Source organism: Streptomyces sp. WMMC940, assembly GCF_027460265.1.
GTDB lineage: Bacteria > Actinomycetota > Actinomycetes > Streptomycetales > Streptomycetaceae > Streptomyces.
The window spans coordinates 479,972-502,486 of record NZ_JAPZBC010000001.1; the positions used below are offsets into that span (position 1 = coordinate 479,972).

Sequence of the window (22,515 nt, forward strand, 5' to 3'; positions counted from 1 at the left end):
CACGTACCGCGGCGGGGAAGGGGCGGAACGTGTATCAGCGTCATACGGAGCGGCCGGTGCGCGGGTGGGCACCTCGGCCCCCGGATCCCGCGTCATGAGCGCCGGGACGGGTGCGCTCGCGCCCGTGGAGCTCACGCCGGCCGCGGCCGGCCTCGTACGTCGGCTGACCGCGGCCCACGGGCCCTTGATGTTCCACCAGTCGGGAGGCTGCTGCGACGGCAGCGCCCCCATGTGCTACCCGGCGGGCGAGTTCCGCACCGGCGGCTCGGACGTGCTGCTCGCCGAGCTCGTGGTCGAGGGCGTCGACGCGCCGGTGCCCTTCTGGATGTCGGTGAGCCAGTACGAGGCGTGGCGCCACACGCGTCTGATCGTCGACGTCGTCGAGGGGCGAGGCAGCGGGTTCTCGCTGGAGGCCCCCGAGGGTGTGCGGTTCCTGATCCGCTCCCGGATGCTCGGCACCTGATCCCCCCGGCCCGGTCCGCGACGCCCCGGTGCGGCGGGGAGAGGGCGGGCCACGTGTCGGGGCGGGGCTCCCCCGGACCGGCGACACCCGGGGGGCTCGTGCGTCGATGCCCCGCCGCGCCACCGCGCGGGACGGCGCGGCGGTGGTTAGCGTGGCCGGCGGGGGAGCCTTTGAGCCTCACGATCCGCACAGAAGTCCGCACAGAAGAGAGTCACCGTCATGGCAGACGCACCCGAAGGCACACCGATCTGGGCCGACGCGATGTTCTCCGACCTGGAGGGGGCCAAGGCCTTCTACGGCGAGGTCCTGGGCTGGACGTTCGGCGAGTCGTCGTCGGAGTACGGCAACTACACGCAGGCGTACGCGGACGGCAAGGCCGTCGCCGCGGTGGTGCCGCCCATGCCCGGGCAGGAGGGGCACTCCCGGTGGTGCCTCTATCTGGCGTCCCCGGACGCCGCCGCCACCGCCGGGAAGATCCGGCAGAACGGCGGCACCGTGCTCATGGAGCCGATGCAGGTCGGCGACTTCGGGACGATGTGCCTCGCGCAGGACCCGAGCGGTGTCGCCTTCGGCGTCTGGCAACCGGGTACGCACAAGGGCTTCGAGGCGACGAACGTCCCCGGCTCCTTCTGCTGGGCGGAGGTCTTCACCCGTGAGCCCGGGAAGTCGGACGCGTTCTTCCCCGCGGTCTTCGGCTACGGCGTGAAGGCCGTCGCGGACCCCGGGATGGACTTCAAGGTGTTCGACCTGGGCAGCGATCCCGTCCTCGGACGGATGAGGATGACGGACGAGGAGTTCCCGCCCGAGGTGCCCTCCTACGTCCAGGTCTACTGGACCGTCGCGGACTGCGACGCCGCGGTGGCGAAGGTCCGGGAACTGGGCGGCAGGGTGGTGTTCGGGCCGATGTCGATGCCCTTCGGCCGCTTCGCGGCCGTGATCGACCCCCAGGGCGCGCCGTTCGCCGTCATCGACACCACCACGACCGAGGGCGAGATGCCGACGTTCACCTGACGCGCGGCCGGACGCCCGGCACCCGCACCGGTGCCGGGCGTCCGCGCGCGCCGGGAACCGGCAGTCCTCCGCGGTCGCGTACGGGGGGTGCCGGCCGGAGGGCCGGTTCAGCGGCGCGTGAAGGTGCCCAGGCCCGTCTCGTCGAGGTACTCGACGCGCAGCGTCCGCGCCGCCGTGCCGCCTTCTCCGAAGGAGAAGGTGACGCCCGTCGGCCCCACGGCGTTCTCGCCGGTCGTCTCGAAGCTGAAGGTGTCGCCGTCGTAGTGGCGCAGCGGGAAACGCTTCGGCTCCGGGCCGAGTTCGAGCACGAGACCGTCCGGACCGGTGGTGACGACGGCCTTGCCGTAGTAGGCGTTGCCGTACGTCCCCGTGTAGGCGCCGTCGGGCCGGGCGGCCTTGGCGGCGGCGGGCGGTTCGGCGTAGTCCGTCGGCGACACACCGGCGTCGTCCATCTCCGTGTACAGCGCTGCGAACAGGGCGAGCCAGTCGCGAGTGGGTTTGCCGTACTGGGCGGTGTCGAAGAAGTCCTCGGCGACGGCGTCGGCCAGTCCCACGGGCTTGCCGTTGGTGAGCACGACGATGCCGAGCCGCTCACCGGGCAGCATGGTCACGTTGGTGTTGGCGCCGAGCTCGAAGGCACCGGAGTGGCTGAGCCGCAGCCTGGCCTGGTTGTCGTAGTTCACGTTCCAGCCCAGCCCGTAGAAGCCGGTGCGGCCCGCGGGGGCCGTCGGCGGCTGGGAGACGATCTCGGGCAGATGGGTGTGCCGCAGGCTCGCCGCGTCGATGAGCTGTCTGCCGTCGAGCCTGCCTCCGGCGAGTTGGAGCCGCAGCCATCGCATCATGTCGGCCGCGGTGGAGCTGACGCCTCCGGCGGGCGCCTGGGCGTCCGCGTTCCGGACGTACTTGGCCTGCCAGGTGCCGTCGGGCCCGGGCACGTGGGCCACCGCCTTGTTCGCGGCCTTCTCGTAGTCGGCGAACGTGGTGCTGGTGGAGTCCATGCCGGCGGGCCGGAAGAGGGTGTCCTCGGCGAGCTTCTGCCAACTGACGCCCTCCGCGCGGGCGACGGCCTCCGCACCGGCGGTGAAGCCGAAGTTCGTGTACGCGTACGAGGCGCGGAAGGGGGCGAGCGGCTCCTCGCGGAGACGGCCGAGGATGTACGCCTGGTCGTAACCCAGGTCCTCCAGCAGGTCTCCCGCGTGGTCGGGCAGCCCGCTGCGGTGGGACATGAGGTCGGTGACGGTGACATGCCCGGACACCCAGGGGTCCTTGAGCGCGAAGCCGGGCAGGTGGCGGGCGACGGGTTCGTCCCAGCCGGCCCCCCGGTCGTCCGCGTCCTTGCCGGCGACGGCCCCCGCGACGACGGTCGAGCCGATGGGCTTGGAGAGGGAGGCCAGCTGGAAGACGGTGTCGGGGTCGACGGCCGCGGGCTCGCCGACGTGCCGCTGGCCGAAGCCCTTCAGATACAGCACGCGGTCCTCGTGCACGACGCCCACCGCGACTCCGGGGACGCCGGTCTGCTTCATCATGCCCCGCACGACGCCGTCGAGCCGGGCCACGGCGCGGTCCACGTCGGCCCGGGTGAGCAGCGGCGGCGGCTGGTCCGACGGGGGTTTCGGTACGGCTCGGGACGGCGGCGGGGTGGGGCTGGGCGAGGGGTCCTGACCGACCGCACCCGAGGTGAGGGCCGTCGCCGCGAAGAGCAGTGCGGCCAGGCCCGATGCGGCGAGCGGGCGGCCACGGCGCGGCCGCAGGCCTTTCGCGGCGTGCATGAACCCATTGAACGCCCGAATCGGGGTCCTGTCGTCCGGAGGCCGTGGCCGTACGCGCTCGGACCTCCGGCTCCGGGCCCGGGCGCCGTCGTCCGCTGCGGGGGCCGGCCCGCGGGCGCCGGGGCCGCCGTCGGGGCGCCGAACCGTCAGGGCTTGAGCTTGCCGACGACCTCGGCGGTCGCGGAGACCCCGTCGTGGATGGTGGGCGCCATGCTCGTACCCGCGAGGAAGAACCCGAGCAGGCCGCACACGAGGGCGTGTGAGAGCTTCAGCCCGCCGTTGCGGAGGAAGATCACCGCGAGGACGAGCAACAGCAGCACCACTGAAACCGAAACGGCCATGGCCGGTCTCCCTCCGCCGCACCGGGGTTGTGCGGCATTCGGGCGCCAGTGTGGCGGAGTGGAGGCGCCGGACGACCGACTGGCGTGTCCGCCGATCGGGTGGTCGTCAAATCGGTTGTTGACCCCTGGCGTTGCCGCGGGTCAGCCGTCGTGGGCGAGGAGGAAGCGGCGCAGACCGGCGAGGTCGTCGGTGTTGATGTGGTCGGCGCGGGCCGCGAGCAGTTCGTGCCACACGGCGTCGCGGGCGGCGCCCGGAGCATCGGGGGTGGACCAGAACCGGACGCGCTGTCCTCCGGCATGGGCGGTGGAGACGATGGAGTTCAGCCGGGCTCGCTCGGCTTCCGGGAAGGGCCCGTCGCCCCGCCAGGTGAAGCTCTGGGTCCGGTTGCCGGAGACGAGCGGGATGAAGGAGGCCGGGGCCGGGGCGGCGAGGTCGCCGCCGAACGCCGAGGCGGGCCAGTGCCACCGGCGGGAGACCAGCGGCTGGTCGGCGCCGAGGTCGGCGGATCTGGTCCGGGTTCTCCTGGGAGGTGGTGAGACCGGCGGTGCCGGTGCACGCCTTGACCGGGTCGAAGGGGGAGGCGGCGGCGAAGACCGCGAAGGTCGATGCCGTCAGCACGGGACGGCGGACAGCGCCCGCCGTCCCGTCATCCGTGCCATCGGCCCCCAGGGCAGGCCCCGGGGGTCGCGGGGTGCTCACCTCGTCGGCAGGCCAAGGCCGGCCGACCGGAATTCAGTCAGCCCCGGTCCCCGGGGGCCCGCCGCGTCACTGCGGGCCGGGCAGCGAGACGAGTTCCGCCAGCACCTCCTTGTGACGGCCCGGGGTGCCGAGGGCGATCTCATCGGCCTTGGCACGTTTGAGGTACAGATGTGCGGGGTGCTCCCAGGTCATACCGATACCGGCGTGGAGCTGGACGCACTCCTCGGCGGCGCGCACCGCCACTCGGGAGCAGTGCGCCTGGGCGACGGAGACCGCGAGCGGCACCTCGGCGCTTCCGGTGGCGAGCGCGTCCGCCGCGTTGCGGGCCGCGGCGCGGGCTCCGGCGACATCGACCCACAGTTGCGCCATGCGGTGCTTCAGTGCCTGGAACGAGCCCACGGGCCGGTTGAACTGGTACCGATCACGCGTGTACCGGACCGTCTCCTCCAGGCACCATTCCGCGATCCCCAACTGCTCCGAGGCGAGCAGCCCTGCGCCGGCGAGCAGCCCGCGGCGCACCGCGGCGCGGGCCTGCTCCGCGTCCGCGATCCGGGTGCCGGATCCTTCCGCGGTGGTGACGGAGGCGAGGGGGCGGGTGAGGTCGAGCGGGGTGAGCGGTTCGACCGTCGCGTCGCCGCGCTCCACGGCGTGGAGGCCGTCGTCCCTGAGCACGAGGAGCACATCGGCGGCTGCGGCGTCGGCGACACCCGTGACGGTCGTTCCGTTCGGGCGGTCGGACCCGGCGGAGTCGGAGAGCGGGAGGGCGAGGACCGCCACGGTCCGACCGGCGGCCAGCCCCTTCAGGAGGCCCGTGACACCGTCACGCGCCGCGCCGAGCGCAAGCAGCGTCTCGGTGGCGATGACCGAACTGGTGAGGTAGGGCGCGGGGGTGACCGCGCGGCCGAGCTCCTCGAGGACGACGGCGGCCTCGCGGTGACCGGCGCCCTGGCCGCCCAGTTCCTCGGGCACGAGGAGTCCGGCCGCGCCGATGCCTGCCGCGAGCGACTGCCACAGCCCGTCGTCGTAGGGCGATCCCGACTCGGCGCGGGCGAGGACGGCCGTGTGGTCGGACCGTCCGGTGAGCAGGGAGCGAACCGCTGCCCGCAGGTCGTCCTCGGTCTCGGAGTAGAGGAGGTCGGGCTGTGTGCTCATCGCGCGAGGTCCTTCCAGGGGACGTCCTTGTCGTTGCGGGGTTCGGCGGGCAGTCCGAGCACCCGTTCGGCGACGATGTTGAGCAGCACCTCGCTGGTGCCGCCCTCGATCGAGTTGCCCTTGGACCGCAGATAGCGGTAGCCCGCGTCACGTCCGGTGAAGTCGACCAGCTCGGGGCGGCGCATGGTCCAGTCGTCGTACAGCAGGCCCTCGCCGCCGCGGAGTTCCACCTCGAGGCCGCTGATCTCCTGGTTCAGCCGTGCGAAGCCGAGCTTCATGCCCGATCCCTCGGGGCCCGGCCGGCCCGCGGCCAGCTGCTGGCGCAGTCGTTCGCCGGTGAGCCGGGAGACCTCGGCCTCCACCCAGAGGGTGAGCAGCCGCTGGTGGAGGTCGTGGGTGCGCAGCTCCGGGCGGTCGCGCCAGGTGCGGGCGACGGGCCCGATCATTCCGCCTTCGCGCGGCAGCCGCATGCCGCCGATGGAGACGCGTTCGTTCATGAGGGTGGTCTGGGCGACCTTCCAGCCCTCGCCGACGGGCCCGAGGCGGCGGGCGTCGGGGATCCGCACGTCCGTGAGGAAGACCTCGTTGAACTCGGCCTCGCCGGTGATCTGGCGCAGCGGCCGGACCTCGACGCCCGGGTCGCTCATGTCGCAGAGGAAGTAGGTGATGCCCCGGTGCTTGGGAGCGTCCGGGTCGCTGCGGGCGATGAGGATGGCCCAGCGGGCGAGGTGCGCGCTGGAGGTCCACACCTTCTGGCCGTTGACCACCCAGTCGCCGCCGGCGCCCTCCCGGACGGCGCGGGTGCCGAGAGCGGCCAGGTCGGAGCCGGCGCCGGGTTCGCTGAACAGCTGGCACCAGACCTCCTCGCCGACCCAGAGCGGGCGCAGGAACCGCCGCTTCTGCTCCTCGGTGCCGTACGCGAGGATCGTGGGCGCCGCCATGCCGAGGCCGATGCCGATCCGGCGGGGGTCGTTGTCGGGGGCGCCGGCGGCTTCCAGTTCGGCGTCGACGACGGCCTGCAGCGAGCGGGCCGCGCCGAGTCCGCCGAGCCCGGCCGGGTAGTGCACCCAGGCCAGGCCGGCGTCGAAGCGGGCCCTGAGGAAGTCGGTCCGCCCGGTGGTGGCGGGCGGGTGCGCCGCGAGGAACTCGCGGGTGCGCAGACGCAGTTCGGCGGCGTCGGTCATGCGGCCGCTCCTTCCGGGAGGACGACGAGGCGTCCGGTGGTGGTGCCGTCGGCGACGCGCTGGACGGCGTCGGCGGCGTCCTTGAGGGCGACCCGGTCGCTGACGAGGGGCTTGATCAGCCCCCTGGCCGCCAGGTCGGTGAGCGTCTCGTGGCAGCGGAGCACGGCCCGGGGGTCCTTCCGGTTGTAGAGGCCCCAGTGCAGTCCGACGATCGAGTAGTTCTTCACCAGCGCGTGGTTGAGCGCCGGACTGGGGATGCCGCCGCTCGCGAAGCCCACGACGAGGATGCGGCCCTCGAAGGCGACGCACTTGGCGGACTTGGCGTACGCGTCGCCGCCGACCGGGTCGTAGACGACGTCGGCACCACGGCCGCCGGTGGCGTCCTTCACCGCCGTGACGATGTCGTCCTCACGCCGGTCGATGACGTGGTCGCAGCCGAGTTCGCGGGCCACGGCGGCCTTCTCCGGTCCGCCGACGACGCCGATGACACGGGCGCCGGCGGCCTTGCCGAGCTGTACCGCCGCGCTGCCGACGCCGCCGGACGCCGCGTGCACGAGCAGCGTCTCGCCCTCCTGGAGGTTCGCGCGACGGTGCAGTCCGAACCAGCCCGTCTGGTAGCCGATGTGCAGTGCCGCGGCCTCGGCGTCGTCGAGGGCGTCGGGTGCGGGGAGCAGCGCGACCTCGTCCGCGACGGCGTACTCGGCGAGCCCTCCGTACGGCAGGGCCGGAGTGGCGATGACGCGGCGGCCGTCCTCGGTCTCACCGCAGATCTCCACCCCGGGGGTGAAGGGCAGCGGCGGCGTCACCTGGTAGTGGCCGCGGCAGAGCAGCGCGTCGGGGAAGTTCACGTTGGCGGCCCGCACCCTGAGCAGGACCTGCCCTTCGCCGGGCTCCGGGCGACTGGTCTCCTCCAGGCGCATCACCTCGCCCGGCTCGCCGTTCCGGTGCACTCGCCATGCCTGCATTCGGGCCTCCGCGGTGTGTAGGGCGTACCACTGCTCTGCGCATACTAAGCGGTCGCTTGCCCTTCTGGGAACAGCCGCTTCCGGCCGGGACGCCCAGCCGCCGGCCCTCCCGGCTCCCGGCCCTGGCTGCTCCGCTCTCCCCCGGCCGCCGGCCCTTCACTGCGCCCCGCCGGAAGCCCCCGCCGCACGGCGGCAACCGTCGGGCCGCCACCGGCGTCCCGGCCCACGGCCGAACACCCCGCCCGTGCGGCCGCGTCGCGGGACCGCGGGTCCGGGAGCACGCTGGACAGTAGGCCGTCTCCCGGAGGGCGTGTCCATGAACGCCATCGCTGACACCGAGGCGGGGCGCCGTCTCGCCGCATTCTTCGACAACCCCGTCGTCGGGATGCTCCCGTGGATCATGTTCTCGGTCCTGGTCGGCCCCGGCCGGTTCGAGTTCGCCGTCGGGGTCTCCCTGGCGATCGCCGTCTTCGTCCTCGTCGTGGACCGGCTGAGACGCCCCGGCACGTCGGTCAAGATCCTCGAGGTCTCCGACGTCGTCTTCTTCGCGGCCCTCACGATCGTCGGCCTCTTCGCCTCGGTGGGTACGCTGCGCTGGCTGGAGACGTACTCCGGGGAGCTCTCCAACTTCGCCCTGGTGGCCATCGCCCTCGGTTCGATCGCGGTCCGCGAGCCCTTCACCGTGCAGTACGCGCGCGAACGGGTGGACCGCTCGCTGTGGAACACCCGCGGCTTCCAGCACACCAACTACGTGATCACCGCCGTATGGGGACTCGCCTTCCTGGTGGCGGCGGTGGCGGGGCTCATCGGTGACCTCGTGCTGCGCCAGCCGGACAACATCTGGACCAACTGGGTCATCCAGATCGGGGCGATCATCGTCGCCCTGCGCTTCACCGAGTGGTACCCCCCTGTCGTACGGGAGCGCATCCACGGCGGCAGGCCGTCCCGCGGCGGCCCGACGTCCGTGGGCGCCCTGTTCATGCCCTTCGCCGGCTATCTGGTGCCCGTGGGGATCGTCGTGCTCGCCTTCGGCTCCGGGCCGACCTGGCTGGGCATCGCCCTGATCGTCCTCGGAGCCCTGCTCGTACGGGCGTTCAAGCTCGACGCGAACGGCGAGCGGGCCACGGAGCCGCGCCGCGATGCCGACTGAGCGCCACGGCGTGAACCGTCCGACACCACCGGCCACCACGAGCACCGTCGCCGAGACCCGAGGAACCACCGGGAGATCCGTCATGACCGCGCACACCGCTCCGCCCGCCCCGTTCGACCCGACCCGGGTACCCCATCTCACGGGGCTGTTCGCGCCCGTCACCGAGGAGGTCGACGCGGCCGACCTGGAGGTGTCCGGCGAGCTGCCGGACGAGCTGGACGGCGTGTATCTGCGCAACGGCCCCAACCCGCGCTTCTCGCCGATCGGTTCGTACCTCTTCCCGATCGACGGCGACGGCATGGTGCACGGGGTGTGGCTGTCCGGCGGCAGGGCCCGCTACCGCAACCGCTTCGTCCGCACTCCCGCCCTGCGGGCGGAGGAGAAGGCGGGTCACGCGCTGTGGGGCGGCCTGGAGTCCATGATCACGCCCGGCCCCGACGAGGTGGGCCCGGACCTGGCGCACACCTTCAAGGACCTGCCCGACATCAACGTGGTCCGGCACGCCGGCAGGATCCTGGCGCTCGCCGAGTCGGCGTGCCCGTTCCGGCTCACACCCGGGCTGGGCACCGCGGGGCGGGAGACCTTCGGCGGACGCCTGCCGGCCGGGATCACCGCCCACCCGAAGATCGACCCCGTCACGGGCGAAATGGCCGTGTTCTGCTACGACATCGAACCGCCCTACCTCACCTGGTCGTTGATCGGCCCGGACGGCGCGGTGCGACGCGGCCCCACCCCGGTCGAGGGCGCCGACGAACCGATGATGATCCACGACATGGCGTTGACCGACCGCTACCTCGTGGTGGTGCTCGCACCCGCCTTCTTCGACATCGCGGCGGCCATGCGCGGCGGTTCGCTCCTCGCCTGGCGGCCGGAGCGGGGCACCAGGGTCGCGCTCATCCCGCGCGACGGCTCACCGGTGCGCTGGGCGCACGACGAGGCGTTCTGGATCTGGCACACGGCGAACGCCTACGACGCCGGGCCCGGTCCGGGGGCCGAGGTGGTCCTGGAGTACGTGCAGTGGTCGAGGCTGAGCCTCGGACCGGGCGAGCCCGGGGCGGAGCAGGCGAGGAGCGCCCTGGTGCGTGCCGTGCTCGACCCCGCCTCGGGCACGATGCGGCGTACGGTCCTCGACGAGGCGCGGCTGGAATTCCCGCGCATCGACGACCGGAGCCTCGGCAGGCGGCACCGGCGCATCGCCATCGCCACGGAGTCGGGCACGCTGGACCTGCTGCCCGGCGAGTACGACGGGATCTCCTGGTACGACACCTCGGCGCCGTCGGACGGCGGGGTGCGGAAGTGGTTCGCCGGGGACGACTCGGTCGGCGAGCCGGTGTTCGCGCCCTCGCCGGGTCGGACGGGCGACGACCGGGGCCACTGGCTGGTGTTCGCGACCGACCGCACCGACGGGACCTCCCGGCTGCTGGTCTTCCCCGCGGAGGATCCCGCCTCGGGCCCGGTCGCCCGGGTGCGGATCCCCGTACGGGTCCCGCTCGGGCTGCACGGCGCCTGGCTGCCCACGGAGGAATGAGGGGCCGTCCCGGGAACCTCCCGGCCGGTCCGGGACACCGCCGGCCCGTCGGGGTGCCGGTCCGGGCCGCTCCGCGGTCGCCCCAGAGCACCTCCGCAGCCCGGCGGAGAGCTGCGCCTCGGCGTCCCGAGGCACACCGGACCGGCGCCTCGGGACGAGCCGGTGTGGCCGGTCGCCGGGGCGGGCGCCGAGTGCGCCACCGCGACCACAACGCAGCCCGCAACATCGTCTTCGAAGGACGCCGAATCGTCGCCGCCGGACGGGCGGAGACTCCAAACGCCTGTGGAGCGCCGGTAAGACGGGCAGCAGTGCCCGCACAGCGCGGTGAAGCAGGAAGCTCCCGGAAGGGTCACACGACCCCGGCCGGAATCCCCGACTCCAGGCCGGGGAGCACGTCAACGGCCGAAGAGTTCGAAGGCCACCGCCGGCACCCCGCCGAACCGGGGCGCCACCGACTGCGCGTTGCCCACCAGGAACTCCCGGCAGTACGCCTCCGGGTCCCTGTCCGTCAGAACCTCGATGTAGCTGCGGTGCTGCAGCAGCGACCGCACCGAGCGCTCGAGTCCGGCCGTGGCGTCCACGGCGTGGGTCGGGGTCGACGAGCCGGCGATCGCCACCCACCGGACGCCGCTCCAGGGCCGGAGGCCGTGCTCGGTGAGCAGTTCGGGGAAGATCCAGCGGTTGCCGGCGTCACCGGCGGCGTCCAGCACGGCCCTGCCAACGGCTCGATGGTCCGGCGAGTTCCAGGCGCCGCCGACGGCCGGGCCCCAGGTGTCGCGGTGGTTGAGGGTGACGACCAGTTCGGGGCGGTGCCGACGGATCGCGGCCGCGATGTCGCGGCGCAGCGCCGTGCCGTACTCGATGACGCCGTCCCGGTGGTCGAGGAACTCGACGGCGCTCACGCCGACGACCGCGGCGCTCGCCCGCTGCTCACGCTCGCGCAGCGGGCCGCACTCGGCGGGGTCGACGGTGTCGATCCCGGCCTCGCCCCGGGTGGCGAGCAGGTACGTCACCTCCTTGCCCGCGTCGGTCCAGCCGGCGACGGCCGCGGCGCAGCCGTACTCGAGGTCGTCCGGGTGGGCGACGACGGCGAGAGCCCGCTGCCAGTCGTCCGGTACGGGCGCGAGCTGAGGTTCGGTCAGTTCGGTCATACGGGCAGCGTATCCGCGGTGGCCGCGCGTCCCGGCGGCATCCACGGGCGCCGGTGGGGAGTCGCCGCCGTCCCCGCCCGCCGGCGCCGGATCGCGGCGCCTCGTCACACCTCGTCGCGGACCAGGGCGAGCAGCCGGTCGAGCACACGGGAGCCGGACGCCCGCACGCCGTCGTGCTCGTACTCGTCGGTGACCCAGGTGCGCAGTCCGCGGATGGCGCGGGCGGTCGCGAGGGAGTGGGCGGTGTCGACGTACATGTCGTCGTGGTAGACGGCCGCGGCGACCGGGACCTCGTTGGCCGCCAGGCGCTCGGTGTCGTACAGCGCGGGCCAGTCGGTGCGGGCGGCCAGGATCTCGGCGGCGGCGCGCAGGGGGCGCAGGGCGGGGTCGGTCTCGAAGTGCCAGGGGTGGACGGACTCGCCGGTGAAGAGCAGCGGTCCGTCCCCCGCCAGCGCCTTCCCCGCGTCGAACTGCGGGAACTCGGCGCGCACCCGCTCGGCCGCCCAGGCCGTGGGGGCCTGGCCCTGGGCGTAGATGGCCTCGTGGAGGACGGCGTACAGCGGATGGGCCGCGTATGAGAGCGCGGTGAGGACGCCCTGCCGGAAGGCGTCGGAGAGTTCTTCGCCGTCGGCCGTGCGGACGAAGGCGTTCTCCAGCAGGTAGTGGAGCTGGTGGCCGCCGTCGCCGGTGCCGAGCTGGATCCCCAGCGACTGGAACGCCTCGGGGGTGAGGACGTAACCGCCGGGCAGGACGGTCCGCCGGGCGGCGAGGTGTTCGGCGATCCGCCGGGCACGCTCGACGTCCTGCGGGTACCGGGCGTAGTGGGCGTCGTTCTTGCGCTGGACGCGGGGGTACGCGGCGCGGTAGACGTCCTCGGCCCCGGCGTCCAACGAGGGCAGGCCGCCGGTGATCAGGACCGCCTTCAGCCCTTCCGGGGCCGTCGAGAGGTAGTGGGTGGCGCAGAATCCGCCGAAACTCTGGCCGAGGACGGTCCAGCGCGCACCACCGGTCAACCGTGCGCGGACGGCTTCGCAGTCCCGGACGATGCTGTCGGCCCGGAAGTGCGAGAGGTAGCGGGCCTGCTCCTCGGGGCCGCCGCGCAGGGGCAGGGTCTGCCGGTTGGCGGGCGAGGACAGTCCGGTGCCGCGCTGGTCGAGGAGGAGGACGCGGAACTCCTGCACCGCGCGTACCAGCCAGGCCTGCCTGCCGGGGAAGCGCCGCGCCCCGAAGCCGGGTCCGCCCTCCAGGTACACCAGCCAGGGCAGGTCCGCTCCCACCCGGCTGCTGGAGACGACCTCACGTCCGTAGAGGGCTATCTGCTCCCCCGAGGGGTCGGCGTGGTCGAGGGGAACGGTGAAGTGGCGGTCCGTGAGGACGAGGCCCGGCTGCCGGTAGCTGGTCACTGCGCGCTCCTGCCGTGTGGTCGCTGATGGTGCGTTCCCCGCCCGCCCAGTGCATCACACGGGCGGGCGGGGGTCGCACCGAGGACCAGCCGACCGGGAAGCCGCCCGGGGTCCCGACGGGTCGGGAAGCGACGCCGTTGAGCACGCCGACCGCTGTGGGGCCGCCGGCCCGGGTGCGGCCCGTGTGCGCACCGCGCGCGGCGCGCCTAGCGTGGACGCATGATCCGGTTCGAGGAGGTCGGCAAGGTCTACCCGGACGGGACGGCCGCCGTGGACGGGCTGTCCTTCGAGGTCGCCGAGGGCGAACTGGTCACGCTCGTCGGCCCGTCCGGCTGCGGCAAGACCACCACCATGATGATGGTCAACCGGCTGATCGAACCCACGTCCGGGCGGATCCTGGTGGGAGGCGAGGACATCTCCCGGGTCGACCCGGTCCGGCTGCGCCGCCGGATCGGCTACGTCATCCAGCAGGTCGGCCTCTTCCCGCACCGGACGGTCCTCGACAACACCGCGACCGTGCCGTCGCTGCTGGGCTGGAAGAGGCGCCGGGCCCGGGACCGGGCCGCCGAGCTCCTCGATCTGGTGGGCCTCGACCCGAAGACCTTCGGAGACCGCTACCCCGAGCAGCTCTCGGGCGGCCAGCGCCAGCGGGTCGGGGTAGCCCGGGCGCTGGCGGCGGACCCTCCGGTGCTGCTGATGGACGAGCCGTTCGGCGCGGTGGACCCGGTGGTGCGGGAGCGGCTGCAGAACGAGTTCCTGAACCTCCAGGCGACGGTCCGCAAGACGGTGCTGCTCGTCACCCACGACATCGAGGAGGCGGTGCGGATGGGCGATCGCATCGCCGTGTACGGGCAGGGGCGCATCGAGCAGTTCGACACGCCGGGCGCGGTGCTCGGCACGCCCGCGACCGACTACGTGGCCGGGTTCGTGGGCGCGGACCGGGGGCTGAAGCGGCTCTCGGTGACCTGGATCGAGGAGGACGGCCTGGAGCAGCCGCCGATCGCGCGTCCGGACGAGCCGGCCGGCGCCGCGGCCGGCCGGCTGCGGGGGGCGGACGCGCGCTGGGCGGTCGTGCTCGACGCCGGGGGCGATCTGCACGGCTGGGTGTCGGCCGAGTCCCTGGCCCGGGCCGGTGACCGCGGCACGGTCGGCGATCTGGCGCGCCGGATGGAGGCGTGGGTGCCGCTGGGGGCGCCGCTGAAGCAGGCGTTCAGCGAGATGCTGCAGCACGACGCGGGATGGGTGGCCGTGGTGGACGGGAGCCGTTTCGTGGGGGTGCTGACCCCGGCGAAACTCCACGAGGCACTGCGCCGTTCGGTGGACGCCGAGGCCCGGGGAGTGGCCAGGGACCAGGTGGACTTCGACTCGGTGGCAGACGCCTGAACCACCCGGGGAGCGGCCGCCCGCGCCGCCCTGGAGAGGAGCGGCACGCGGATCACTCGGGGAGCAGGCCCTTGGACTCCAGGTACCGCCGGGCGACGTCCTCGGGCAGTCGGCGCCGGCTGTCCACCTGCTCGTTGAGCCGGGCGAGGTCCTCCGTGGTCAGGACCTCGTTCAGCTTGTCGAGGGCCTTGTCGACCCCGGGGCCGCCGGCCCGCGCCCGGTTGACGACGGGCACGATGTGGTCCGCGTTCTGGAGGTGCTTGTCGTCCTTCAGGATCACCAGGCCGAAGTCGTCGAGAGTGGCGTCCGTGGTGGTGGTGAGGACCATCTGGTCCCGGCCCGACCGGACGGCCTGTTTGGCCTGGGTGGTGCCGACGCCCTTGGGGTCGATGCCGCTGATGCGGATGCCGTACGTCTTCTCCAGCCCGGGCGCGCAGTACGGCCGCCGGACGCACTCGTCCCCGGCGGCGAGGCGCACGGGGACCCCGGACCTTCCGAGGTCGCTGAGGGTGCGGAGGTCGTGGGCGCGGGCGAACTCCTCGGTGACGGCGAAGGCGTTCTGGTCGACGGCGCGCCCCGGGTCGAGGACCTTCAGCCCGCGCGCTTGGGCCAGCGGGCGCAGTGCGTTCATGGTGGCGCCGAGGTCGGGCGAGCCGACGGCCGGTGCGTCGGGGCCGTGCGCCCTGGCGCCCAGCCAGTCGGCGAAGGTGGCGGCGTACTCGGGGACCACGTCGATCTGGCCGCTCTCCAGGGCGGGTTCGTAGATCTCCCGGTTGGTGACGGAGATGATCTTCGTCTGGTAGCCGGCGTGCTCGAGCAGCAGGGAGTACATCTGCGCCAGCAGATCGCTCTCGGTGAAGCCGGCGGACCCGATCGTCAGATGCCTGCCGTCCCCGGGCGAGGCCGTCACCCGTCCGCGGTCCTCCAGGGACGGGCCCGTGGTGCAGGCGGCCGCCAGGGCCAGCAGGGACGCGCCGAGGAGCCCGGGGAGCCGTCTCATGGCGACTTCCCCCTGGCCCGGGCGGGCGCGGACCGCTCCACGGCGACGAAGACCCCTTCCACCACCAGGGCGAGGGCGGCGACGAGAACCGCACCGGCGACCACCTGCGGAGTGGAGGCGAGATGGAAGCCCGCCGTGATGATGCGGCCCAGCCCGCCGCCGCCCGCGAGCGCCGCGACGGTCGCGGTGGCCACGAGTTGGACGGCCGCGATCCGTACGCCGGTGAGGACCAGCGGTGTCGCGAGCGGGAGTTCGACGCGGAACAGCGTCTGACTGCCCGTCATGCCCATCCCCCGCGCGGCGCGTACGACGTCCCGGTCGACACCGCGCATACCGACGTAGGCGTTCGTCAGCAGCGGCGGCATGGCGAACAGCACCAGCGCGACGACGGTGGGCCAGTCGCCCCACGTGCCGATCGGGCTGAGCAGCAGCAGGACGAGGACCGCGAAGGTCGGCACGGCCCGGCCCACGTTGGAGATGTTGACGGCGAGGGCGCCGCCCTTGCCGAGGTGGCCCAGGACGAGGGCGACGGGCAGCGCGATCGCGCAGCTGACGACCAGACACACCGAGGTGAGGTAGAGGTGCTGGCCGAGCCGGCGCCACACCCCGTTCTGGCCCGACCAGTTGGCGGAGCTGGTCAGCCAGTCCCAGGTCTGCCCGAGCGTGTTCACACGGCGGCCCCCCGGGAGGGGCGCGTCCACGGCGTGAGCATCCGCTGGACGCCCAGCAGGACGAGGTCGGCGGCCACGGCGATGAGCACGCAGAGCACCGAGGCCGTGAGCACCTGGGCCTTGAAGTAGGTGTTCATCCCCGAGTAGATGAGGTTTCCCAGCCCCCCGAAGCCGACGATCGCGCCGACGGTGACCAGCGAGACGGCGGACACGGTCGCGATCCGCAGCCCGGCCATCGCGGCGGGCAGGGCCAGCGGCAGTTCGACGGCGAGAAGCTGCCGCGCCGGGCCGTAGCCCATGCCGCGTGCGGCCTGCCGGATCTCCGCGGGGACGGAGCGGAGTCCCGCGAGGACGTTGCGGACCAGCAGGGTGAGGGAGTAGAGCACGAGCCCTGCGACGACCAGTGACGCGGAGAGCCCGTACACCGGGAGCAGCAGCGAGAACATCGCCAGGGACGGGATCGTGTAGAGGATCGTCGTCACCCCGAGCACGGGACCGGCGGTCCAGCGCCACCGCCGGGCCGCGACCGCCAGCGGCACGGCGAGGAGCAGTGCCAGTGCCACGGATACGAACGTCAGCTGGAGGTGCTGGAGAGTGGCGTCCCAGAGGATCTCGCGGCGGGTGGAGAGATAGGCGCCGCAGATCCACTCGTTGCGTGCGAGGCAGTCGTCGGGGGTGGCGGTCACCCGTCCATTGCAGCCCGGGGACCCCGCTCTCGCGCGCTGTGCGCGCCTGTCCGAGTGCGCGGCGGTGCCTCAGGTACGGCCGGCCGGACCGCGGGATCCCGCCCGTCCTGCGGCGCACGGCACCGGGCCGCGGACGCACCCGACGCACTGCCCGGCACGTCCCCCGACGGCGGAACGGGGGCGATGACGTCGCCGAGGACGCGGGAGGCCGGGGACCGGGCGGCGGCCGGGGCCGAGGACGGCCCGGCCGGCCTGGACGACGCCCGGGCCCCGCGGTCACACGTGGCGGAGTCACCGCGGGCGGGACCGCGGTCCCGCCGAGGGCCCGCGGTCCCGCCCGACGCGTCAGATCTTCTCCTCCTGCGACCGTCCCACGCACAGGGCCCAGATGATCGCGATGTAGAGGGCGATCGCGACCAGGGACCACAGCGGGTAGTACGGCAGGGAGAGGAAGTTGACGACCAGCAGCACTCCCGCGAGGGCGATGCCGAGGATCCGCGCCCACAGGGCGCCCTTGAAGAGGGCGAACCCGGCCGCGACGGCGACGATCCCGAAGATCAGATGCAGCCAGCCCCATGCGGTGAGGTCGAATCGGAAGACGTAGCCGGGCGTCGCCACGAAGACGTCGTCGTTCGCGATGCCCATGATTCCGCGGAAGAAATCGAGGAATCCGGCGATGATCAGGACCACTCCCGCGAACATCGTCAGGCCTCCGGCCCAGGCGAAGTAGCTCTTGGAGTGTCCGGTGGTCGGTTGGGTCATGATGTCCCCTCGTCCTCAACTCAGGAGCTTGTCCTTGGCTCGCTGGAACTCCTCCTCGCTCAGGTCACCCTTGGCCTTGAGCTCGGAGAGCCGGGCAAGCTCGTCCCCCGGGCCGGCACCCTTGGCGGTCTGCCGGATGTACGCGTTGAAGGCTTCCTGCTGCTCCTGCGCGTGCTTGATCTCGCGCTTGCCCATGTCCCTGCCGCGGACGATCACGTAGACCAGCACGCCGAGGAACGGAATCAGCAGCATGAAGATCAGCCAGGCCGCCTTGGCCCAACCGCTCATCTCGTGGTCACGGAAGATGTCCACGAAGACACGGAAGAGCAGCACCAGCCACACGACCCAGAGGAAGATCCACATCACGGTCCAGAACGCGCCCAGAACCGGATAGTCGTAAGCGAGGTAGACCGTGTCGCCCATCTCCGTCCTCCTGCCGTTCCCGTCGGACCTCGGGTGTCCGCTCGCCGTCAGTGTGGGGCGGCGGGCGCGCGGTTCCCTCACCCCGCACGGGTGAATCGGCGGCCCGGCCGGACCACGCGGGGCGGCGGGCGAGCGCCGTGTCGGTGCCCGGGCGGGACGGCCCCGTACCCGACGATGAACCGGTCCGTGGTGCCTGGTGACGGGGTGGGTGATGGTTCCGTGAGCGGTGGGAACGCCCTGACCGGGGTGGCCGTGGCGGTGGTCACCGCGGGGTATGCGCTGGTGTCGCGGCGCATCGCCGCCACCGCCGTCACCGCGCCCCTGTTCTTCACCGCCTGCGGGGTGCTGATCGGCCCCGCCGGGCTCGGACTCTTCGGCCTCGAACACAGCTCGGGCCCGGTGCTGGTCCTGGTCGAGACGGCACTGGCGCTGGTCCTGTTCACCGACGCGATGAGTCTGCGCGGACGCCAGCTGCACCAAGGACGCTTCCTGCCCGTGCGGCTGCTGGCGCTCGGGCTGCCGCTGACGATCGCGGCGGGCTGGCTGCTCGCCTGGCCGCTGCTGCCCGGGCTGACCGTGTGGGAACTGGCGCTGATCGCCACGATCCTCGCGCCCACCGACGCGGCGGTGTGCCGCACCGCCCTCTCCTCACCCCGGGTGCCGCCACTGGTCCGCAGCGGTCTCAACGCGGAGTGCGGCGTCGGTGACGGCATCGTGCTCCCCGTCTTCGTCCTGCTGCTCGCGGCTCTGCCCGGCGCCGCCGAGGAGGACCACGTGGGCGTCTTCTGGCGCTCGCTGGTGCTCAGCGCGGCGCTCGGGGTCGCCTGCGGGGTCGCGGCCGCCCTGCTGCTGGGGCGGGCCCGTGCCGCCGGGTGGGTGAGCGGGGAGGGGAACCAGCTGATGGTCCTGGCCACCGTCCTGGCGTCCTTCGCGCTCGCGCGGCTCGTCGACGGCAGCGGATTCATCGCCGTCTGGGCGGCGGGCATCGCCTTCGCCGTACTGATGCGCCGCGGCGGACCGGCGCAGGGCTCCCCGGACGGCGCGGAGAGCCGGGCATTCGCCGGGAGCCACGAGTTCACCGAGAACGTGGCCGCGCTGCTCGCGGCGATGAGCTTCCTGGTGTTCGGCGCCGTGCTGCTGGGGCCCGCGCTGGAGTACGCGGACTGGCGGACCGTCGTGTACGCGCTGCTCAGCCTCACCGTGGTGCGGATGGTGCCGGTCGCACTCGCCCTGGCCGGCACCGGGCTGCGGCGGCCGACCGTGGCGTACGTGGGCTGGTTCGGGCCGCGGGGACTGGCGTCTCTGGTCCTGGCGCTGCTGGTGGTGAAGGAGTACGGCGCCGAGGCGGCCCTGCCCGGCCGGGTCGTGGCCGTCACCGTGGGTCTGAGCGTGCTGGCGCACGGGGTGACGTCGGTCCTGCTGAGCGAGCGGTACGGATCCTGGTACGAGAGGGCCTCGCGACGCGATCCGGAGCTCCGGGAACGCGTGTCCGACGGCGAGCGGACCGGCTGACGGTCCGGGCACGGGCCTCGCCCCCGCGAGGGCCGGACGGCGTCGGGGCCGTGCCGGGCGCCGCCGGCGGCGCCCGGCGGAGCGGGCACCCGACCGCGGGGACCGGGCGGCGTGCCGGGACCGGGCCGGGCTCCCGTGGCCGAAAACCGCGCCGAGCGGCCCGCGGGCCGTGCAACGGTCTCAGTCGGGCAGCCGGCGCAGCTCCACCACACGGAGACCGAGGTCCTGGAAGCGTACGAGCAGCCCGTACAGATGTGCCTCGTCGGTGACGGGCCCGTACAGGACGGTCTCCTCCGGCACCGTCACTTCGTCGAGCTCGGGAAAAGCACCGGCGACGGCCGGTGACAGATGACCGGAGATGCGGAACTCGTATCGCATGCGAGCACTTCCCCGTGCGCTGAGGGCTCTTGCCGCATGGTCCCGCCGTGCGCGTCCGGGCCGCATCACCCGGACGAGGTGACCCGGCGCATGACCTGCCCGACGGGCCCGGCCTCAGAGCAGTCCGGCGTCCCTGGCTCGGCGTACCGCCTCACTGCGGCGGGAGACCGACAGCTTGCGGTAGGCACTCTTCAGATGCGTCTTGACGGTGTTGACGGACAGGAACAGCTCGGCCGCGATCTCGTCCGTCGACATCATCTCGGCGGCGCAGCGCAGGACGTCCCGCTCCCGGGGGCTGAGCCGCTCGACGAGCAGTGGGGCCCCGGCGGCCGTGTCCCCGGCACCCGGGCCGCCGCCACCGGGCCTCATCTCTGCGTCGCCGGAACGTCCCGTCAGCCAGACCCGGGCGTCGGCCAGTCCGGGTGCGCGGGCGAGGAGGTGCCGCAGCCACGGACCGGACTCCGTGAACGGGGCGCGCAGTCCGTGCGTCCGCGCGGTGCGCACGGCGCCGGCGACGAGCGTCGCCGCCTTCGCGGTGTCCCCCTCCACCGCCGCCAGCTGGGCTTCGATCAGCTGCGCGCGGACCCCGACCGCCGGGGGGACACGGTCTCCGGCGGCGAGTTCGGCGAGCAGCCGTCGGGCCCGTCCGCCGTCCCCGGCCACGAGACGGGCGGCGGCCGACGCGACGGTGAGGGCGGGGCCGCCCGGAGGTGCCTCCTCCAGCGCGGCGAGCGCGGCCGCCGCATCACCGCGCACCAGGTGGACGGAGCAGCGGGCCAGGGCGATGCGGCCCGCCGCCTCTCCCCCGGCGACGGCGGGACCGTCGGCGGAGACGGGTGCGTCGTCGAGCGCCGACAGTGCCGCCGCCGCGCGCCCGTGGGCGAGTTCGAGGCGGGAGCGCAGCACCGCGGCCTCGGCGGCGGCCGGTACGTCACGGACGGGCGCGTGGGTGCGGGCGGCGGCGAGATACCGGCCGGCGGTCGTGAGGTCGCCGCGGTCGGCGGCGACCGAGGCGAGCGCGAGATGGCAGCGTGCCGTGCGGCGGTCGACGGGGATGCCGTGCTCCTCCGCGGCCTTGAGCCCGTCCCGGGCGTGTGCCTCGGCCTCTCGCAGCAGTCCGTCGCCGGCCTCGGCGAGGGCCAGCGCGCCGAGGCAGTGGTAGCGGACCGTCCAGGTGCGCTCGTCCGTGGCCGCGGCGAGTGCGGCGGCGAACGCCTCCCGGGCCTCGGACCGGTGCCCGGTGGCCAGGAGGGCGCGGCCGCGGCCGTAGCGCCGGAGTGCCTCGATCTCCGGGTGCCGGGCGAGCAGGTCGGGGTCCACCCGGTCCATCAGCGTCCGCACCCCGCGGTCGGGGTCCGGCGTGCCGTGGTCCGCGCCCGGCTCCTCCGCGGCCCGCTCGGCGTCGTCGGCGCCCCCGGCCGGGACGCGCGCCCCGGGGTGCGCGATGCCGGTGTCCGCGTCGGTGAGGAGCTGCAGCAGAGCCCGGGTGAGCAGGCTCTCGGGTGCGGCGTCGCCGTCGGGGCGGACACCCGCGAGGTGTTTGCGGCCGGCGGCGGTGTCCCCACGGGCCAGTGCGCAGACGGCCGCCGCGAGGGCGGGCGCGGTACCGGGCAGCCCGTCCGGCATCGCACTGAACAGCCGTTCGAGGCGATGGCCGTCCGGTCCGGTGAGGAGGCACCCGGCGGCGAGCCTGTCGACGAGGAGACCGGCGGCGTAGGGCCAGTCGTCCGCCGCTGCCGCGTGCTCGATCGCGTCGGTCAGCCTGTCGTGGCCGTCGAGCCATCGTGCGGCCTCGCGGTGCAGCGGCCCGCCGAGGGCCGGGCTGCGGCTGCGCAGATGGGCCCGGAGCACTTCGGCGAACAGCGGGTGGCAGCGGTACCAGGAGGTGTCGCCGATCGGCTCGACGAACGCGTTGTCCCGGACGAGCCTGCCGAGGATGTGCTCGCCGTCGTCCCGTCCGGTGAGGGCGTCGGCCAGTCCCGGGTGGACGTGGGAGAGGATGCTGGTGCGGATGAGCAGGTCCTGGGTCGCCGCCGGCTGGGCTGCCAGGACCTCCGCCGTCAGATAGTCGGCGACGGCGTTCTGCGAGGCGGCGAAGGACTGGGCGAAGTGCTCGGCGTCCTCCGCGCGTTGCATGGCCAGGGCGCACAGCCGCAGCCCGGCGGCCCAGCCCTGGGTGCGGTCGGTGAGGGCGCCGACGCTTTCCCGGGAGGGCGTGAGCCCGTGGCAGCGCAGCAGCCGCGCCGTCTCGCGCGGGGTGAAGGCGAGTTCGGACCGGCGGATCTCGCAGACCCGTGCCTCGGCACGGTAGCGGTGGAGGGGCAGCGCGGGATCGACCCGCCCGATGAGTACCAGCCGGAGGGACGGCCCGGCATGGGCGAGGAGGAAGTCCAGCTCGGCGGCGACGCCGTGGACGCCCGCGTGTTCCAGCCCGTCGAGGACGAGCACGACCGGTTGGGGCAACTGGGTGAGGGCGGAGGCGAGCCGGACGATCAGCGAGTGGTCGACGTTGTCGGCGCTCGACGGGCTGCCGACACCGTCGGGCAGCGGCACCCGGTGGTAGCGGAAGGCGCCGAGCACATAGGCCCAGAACACGCCCGGCGCGTTGTCGTCGCTCTCCACGGAGAGCCACACGACCGGGCCGGGCGCCAGGTCCGCCTCGCGCCAGGAGGCGGCGAGGGTGGTCTTGCCCGCGCCGGCGGGGCCCGTGATCACGGTGAGGGGCCCCTGGGCGCCCTCGGTGAGCCGGTCCAGGAGACGCTGCCGGGCCACGAAAGCAGGCGGTACGGCGGGTACCGCGAACTTCGCGGCCAGCAGCGGGTCGCCGCTGGGGTGCAGCTGGGCGTCCTCGGCCATGGGTTCCACCGCCGTGCCGTCCGTTCG

General features: G+C 73.6%; 20 protein-coding genes and 2 pseudogenes. 6 read left to right on the forward strand and 16 right to left on the reverse strand.

All coding sequences use genetic code 11. From position 1 onward, the window contains the following. The first annotated feature begins 94 nt into the window (after window positions 1–94). Both O7595_RS02225 and O7595_RS02230 read left to right on the forward strand, forming a co-directional pair. Complete coding sequence (locus O7595_RS02225; RefSeq protein WP_269727026.1) at window positions 95–463, forward strand: DUF779 domain-containing protein; 369 nt, start codon at window positions 95–97, stop codon at window positions 461–463. A gap of 219 nt (window positions 464–682) precedes the next feature. Then, window positions 683–1,474, forward strand: a complete 792-nt coding sequence (locus tag O7595_RS02230; RefSeq protein WP_269727027.1) for a VOC family protein — start codon at window positions 683–685, stop codon at window positions 1,472–1,474. Between the two features lie 107 nt (window positions 1,475–1,581). Here the strand turns inward: O7595_RS02230 and O7595_RS02235 are convergent, their stop codons facing one another. The 7 genes and pseudogenes from O7595_RS02235 to O7595_RS02265 all read right to left on the reverse strand — a co-directional run bounded on the left by O7595_RS02235 (window position 1,582) and on the right by O7595_RS02265 (window position 7,585). Continuing rightward, entirely contained in the window at window positions 1,582–3,243 is a 1,662-nt protein-coding gene (locus O7595_RS02235) for a serine hydrolase (protein WP_269727028.1), read from the reverse strand. Window positions 3,244–3,389: 146 nt separating this feature from the next. Continuing rightward, entirely contained in the window at window positions 3,390–3,584 is a 195-nt protein-coding gene (locus O7595_RS02240; protein ID WP_138051660.1) for a hypothetical protein, read from the reverse strand. 141 nt (window positions 3,585–3,725) lie between these two features. After that, window positions 3,726–4,019: pseudogene (locus O7595_RS02245) on the reverse strand (hypothetical protein); the annotation flags it as partial. Then, window positions 4,014–4,244, reverse strand: a pseudogene (locus O7595_RS02250) (ABC transporter permease); the annotation flags it as partial. The pseudogenes O7595_RS02245 and O7595_RS02250, both read right to left, overlap by 6 nt. 106 nt (window positions 4,245–4,350) lie before the next feature. Beyond that, a complete protein-coding gene (locus tag O7595_RS02255; RefSeq protein ID WP_269727029.1) occupies window positions 4,351–5,436 on the reverse strand; it encodes an acyl-CoA dehydrogenase family protein in 1,086 nt (361 codons plus the stop codon). Next, window positions 5,433–6,620: an acyl-CoA dehydrogenase family protein gene (locus tag O7595_RS02260; RefSeq protein WP_269727030.1), complete on the reverse strand. Its 1,188-nt coding sequence runs from the start codon at window positions 6,618–6,620 to the stop codon at window positions 5,433–5,435. The genes O7595_RS02255 and O7595_RS02260 overlap by 4 nt, the downstream gene beginning before the upstream one ends. Beyond that, on the reverse strand, window positions 6,617–7,585 hold the full coding sequence (locus O7595_RS02265) for an NADPH:quinone oxidoreductase family protein (RefSeq protein WP_269727031.1): 969 nt from the start codon (window positions 7,583–7,585) through the stop codon (window positions 6,617–6,619). The genes O7595_RS02260 and O7595_RS02265 overlap by 4 nt, the downstream gene beginning before the upstream one ends. A gap of 316 nt (window positions 7,586–7,901) precedes the next feature. Between O7595_RS02265 and O7595_RS02270 the strand changes: the two genes are divergently transcribed. Both O7595_RS02270 and O7595_RS02275 read left to right on the forward strand, forming a co-directional pair. Continuing rightward, entirely contained in the window at window positions 7,902–8,735 is an 834-nt protein-coding gene (locus O7595_RS02270; protein WP_269727032.1) for a hypothetical protein, read from the forward strand. An 82-nt stretch (window positions 8,736–8,817) separates the two neighbouring features. Next, window positions 8,818–10,263, forward strand: coding sequence for a carotenoid oxygenase family protein (locus O7595_RS02275; RefSeq protein WP_269727033.1), 1,446 nt, complete (start codon window positions 8,818–8,820; stop codon window positions 10,261–10,263). Window positions 10,264–10,658: 395 nt separating this feature from the next. Here the strand turns inward: O7595_RS02275 and O7595_RS02280 are convergent, their stop codons facing one another. After that, a complete protein-coding gene (locus tag O7595_RS02280) occupies window positions 10,659–11,414 on the reverse strand; it encodes a PIG-L deacetylase family protein (protein WP_269727034.1) in 756 nt (251 codons plus the stop codon). 104 nt (window positions 11,415–11,518) lie between these two features. Beyond that, window positions 11,519–12,817, reverse strand: a complete 1,299-nt coding sequence (locus tag O7595_RS02285) for an alpha/beta fold hydrolase (protein WP_269727035.1) — start codon at window positions 12,815–12,817, stop codon at window positions 11,519–11,521. A 219-nt stretch (window positions 12,818–13,036) separates the two neighbouring features. Between O7595_RS02285 and O7595_RS02290 the strand changes: the two genes are divergently transcribed. Continuing rightward, window positions 13,037–14,200, forward strand: a complete 1,164-nt coding sequence (locus O7595_RS02290; protein ID WP_269727036.1) for a betaine/proline/choline family ABC transporter ATP-binding protein — start codon at window positions 13,037–13,039, stop codon at window positions 14,198–14,200. A gap of 52 nt (window positions 14,201–14,252) precedes the next feature. Here the strand turns inward: O7595_RS02290 and O7595_RS02295 are convergent, their stop codons facing one another. The 5 genes from O7595_RS02295 to O7595_RS02315 all read right to left on the reverse strand — a co-directional run bounded on the left by O7595_RS02295 (window position 14,253) and on the right by O7595_RS02315 (window position 17,742). Further along, window positions 14,253–15,200 carry an ABC transporter substrate-binding protein gene (locus tag O7595_RS02295; RefSeq protein ID WP_269727037.1) on the reverse strand — a complete coding sequence of 316 codons (948 nt, stop codon included), beginning with the start codon at window positions 15,198–15,200 and terminating at the stop codon, window positions 14,253–14,255. Beyond that, window positions 15,197–15,871, reverse strand: a complete 675-nt coding sequence (locus tag O7595_RS02300; RefSeq protein WP_269732335.1) for an ABC transporter permease — start codon at window positions 15,869–15,871, stop codon at window positions 15,197–15,199. Before O7595_RS02300 ends, O7595_RS02295 begins: the two co-directional genes overlap by 4 nt. Beyond that, complete coding sequence (locus tag O7595_RS02305) at window positions 15,868–16,557, reverse strand: ABC transporter permease (protein ID WP_269727038.1); 690 nt, start codon at window positions 16,555–16,557, stop codon at window positions 15,868–15,870. Before O7595_RS02305 ends, O7595_RS02300 begins: the two co-directional genes overlap by 4 nt. A gap of 345 nt (window positions 16,558–16,902) precedes the next feature. Continuing rightward, window positions 16,903–17,319 (reverse strand): DUF7144 family membrane protein, encoded by a 417-nt coding sequence (locus O7595_RS02310; RefSeq protein ID WP_269727039.1) that lies wholly within the window; start codon window positions 17,317–17,319, stop codon window positions 16,903–16,905. A gap of 15 nt (window positions 17,320–17,334) precedes the next feature. Further along, a complete protein-coding gene (locus tag O7595_RS02315) occupies window positions 17,335–17,742 on the reverse strand; it encodes an SHOCT domain-containing protein (RefSeq protein WP_269727040.1) in 408 nt (135 codons plus the stop codon). A 219-nt stretch (window positions 17,743–17,961) separates the two neighbouring features. On the opposite strand from O7595_RS02315, the gene O7595_RS02320 reads away from it, so the two are divergent. Beyond that, a complete protein-coding gene (locus O7595_RS02320) occupies window positions 17,962–19,254 on the forward strand; it encodes a cation:proton antiporter domain-containing protein (protein WP_269727041.1) in 1,293 nt (430 codons plus the stop codon). Between the two features lie 180 nt (window positions 19,255–19,434). On the opposite strand, the gene O7595_RS02325 is transcribed toward O7595_RS02320, so the two are convergent. Next, window positions 19,435–19,632, reverse strand: coding sequence for a hypothetical protein (locus O7595_RS02325; protein WP_269727042.1), 198 nt, complete (start codon window positions 19,630–19,632; stop codon window positions 19,435–19,437). A gap of 114 nt (window positions 19,633–19,746) precedes the next feature. Next, window positions 19,747–22,488: a LuxR C-terminal-related transcriptional regulator gene (locus O7595_RS02330; RefSeq protein WP_269727043.1), complete on the reverse strand. Its 2,742-nt coding sequence runs from the start codon at window positions 22,486–22,488 to the stop codon at window positions 19,747–19,749. Between the last annotated feature and the right edge of the window lie 27 nt (window positions 22,489–22,515).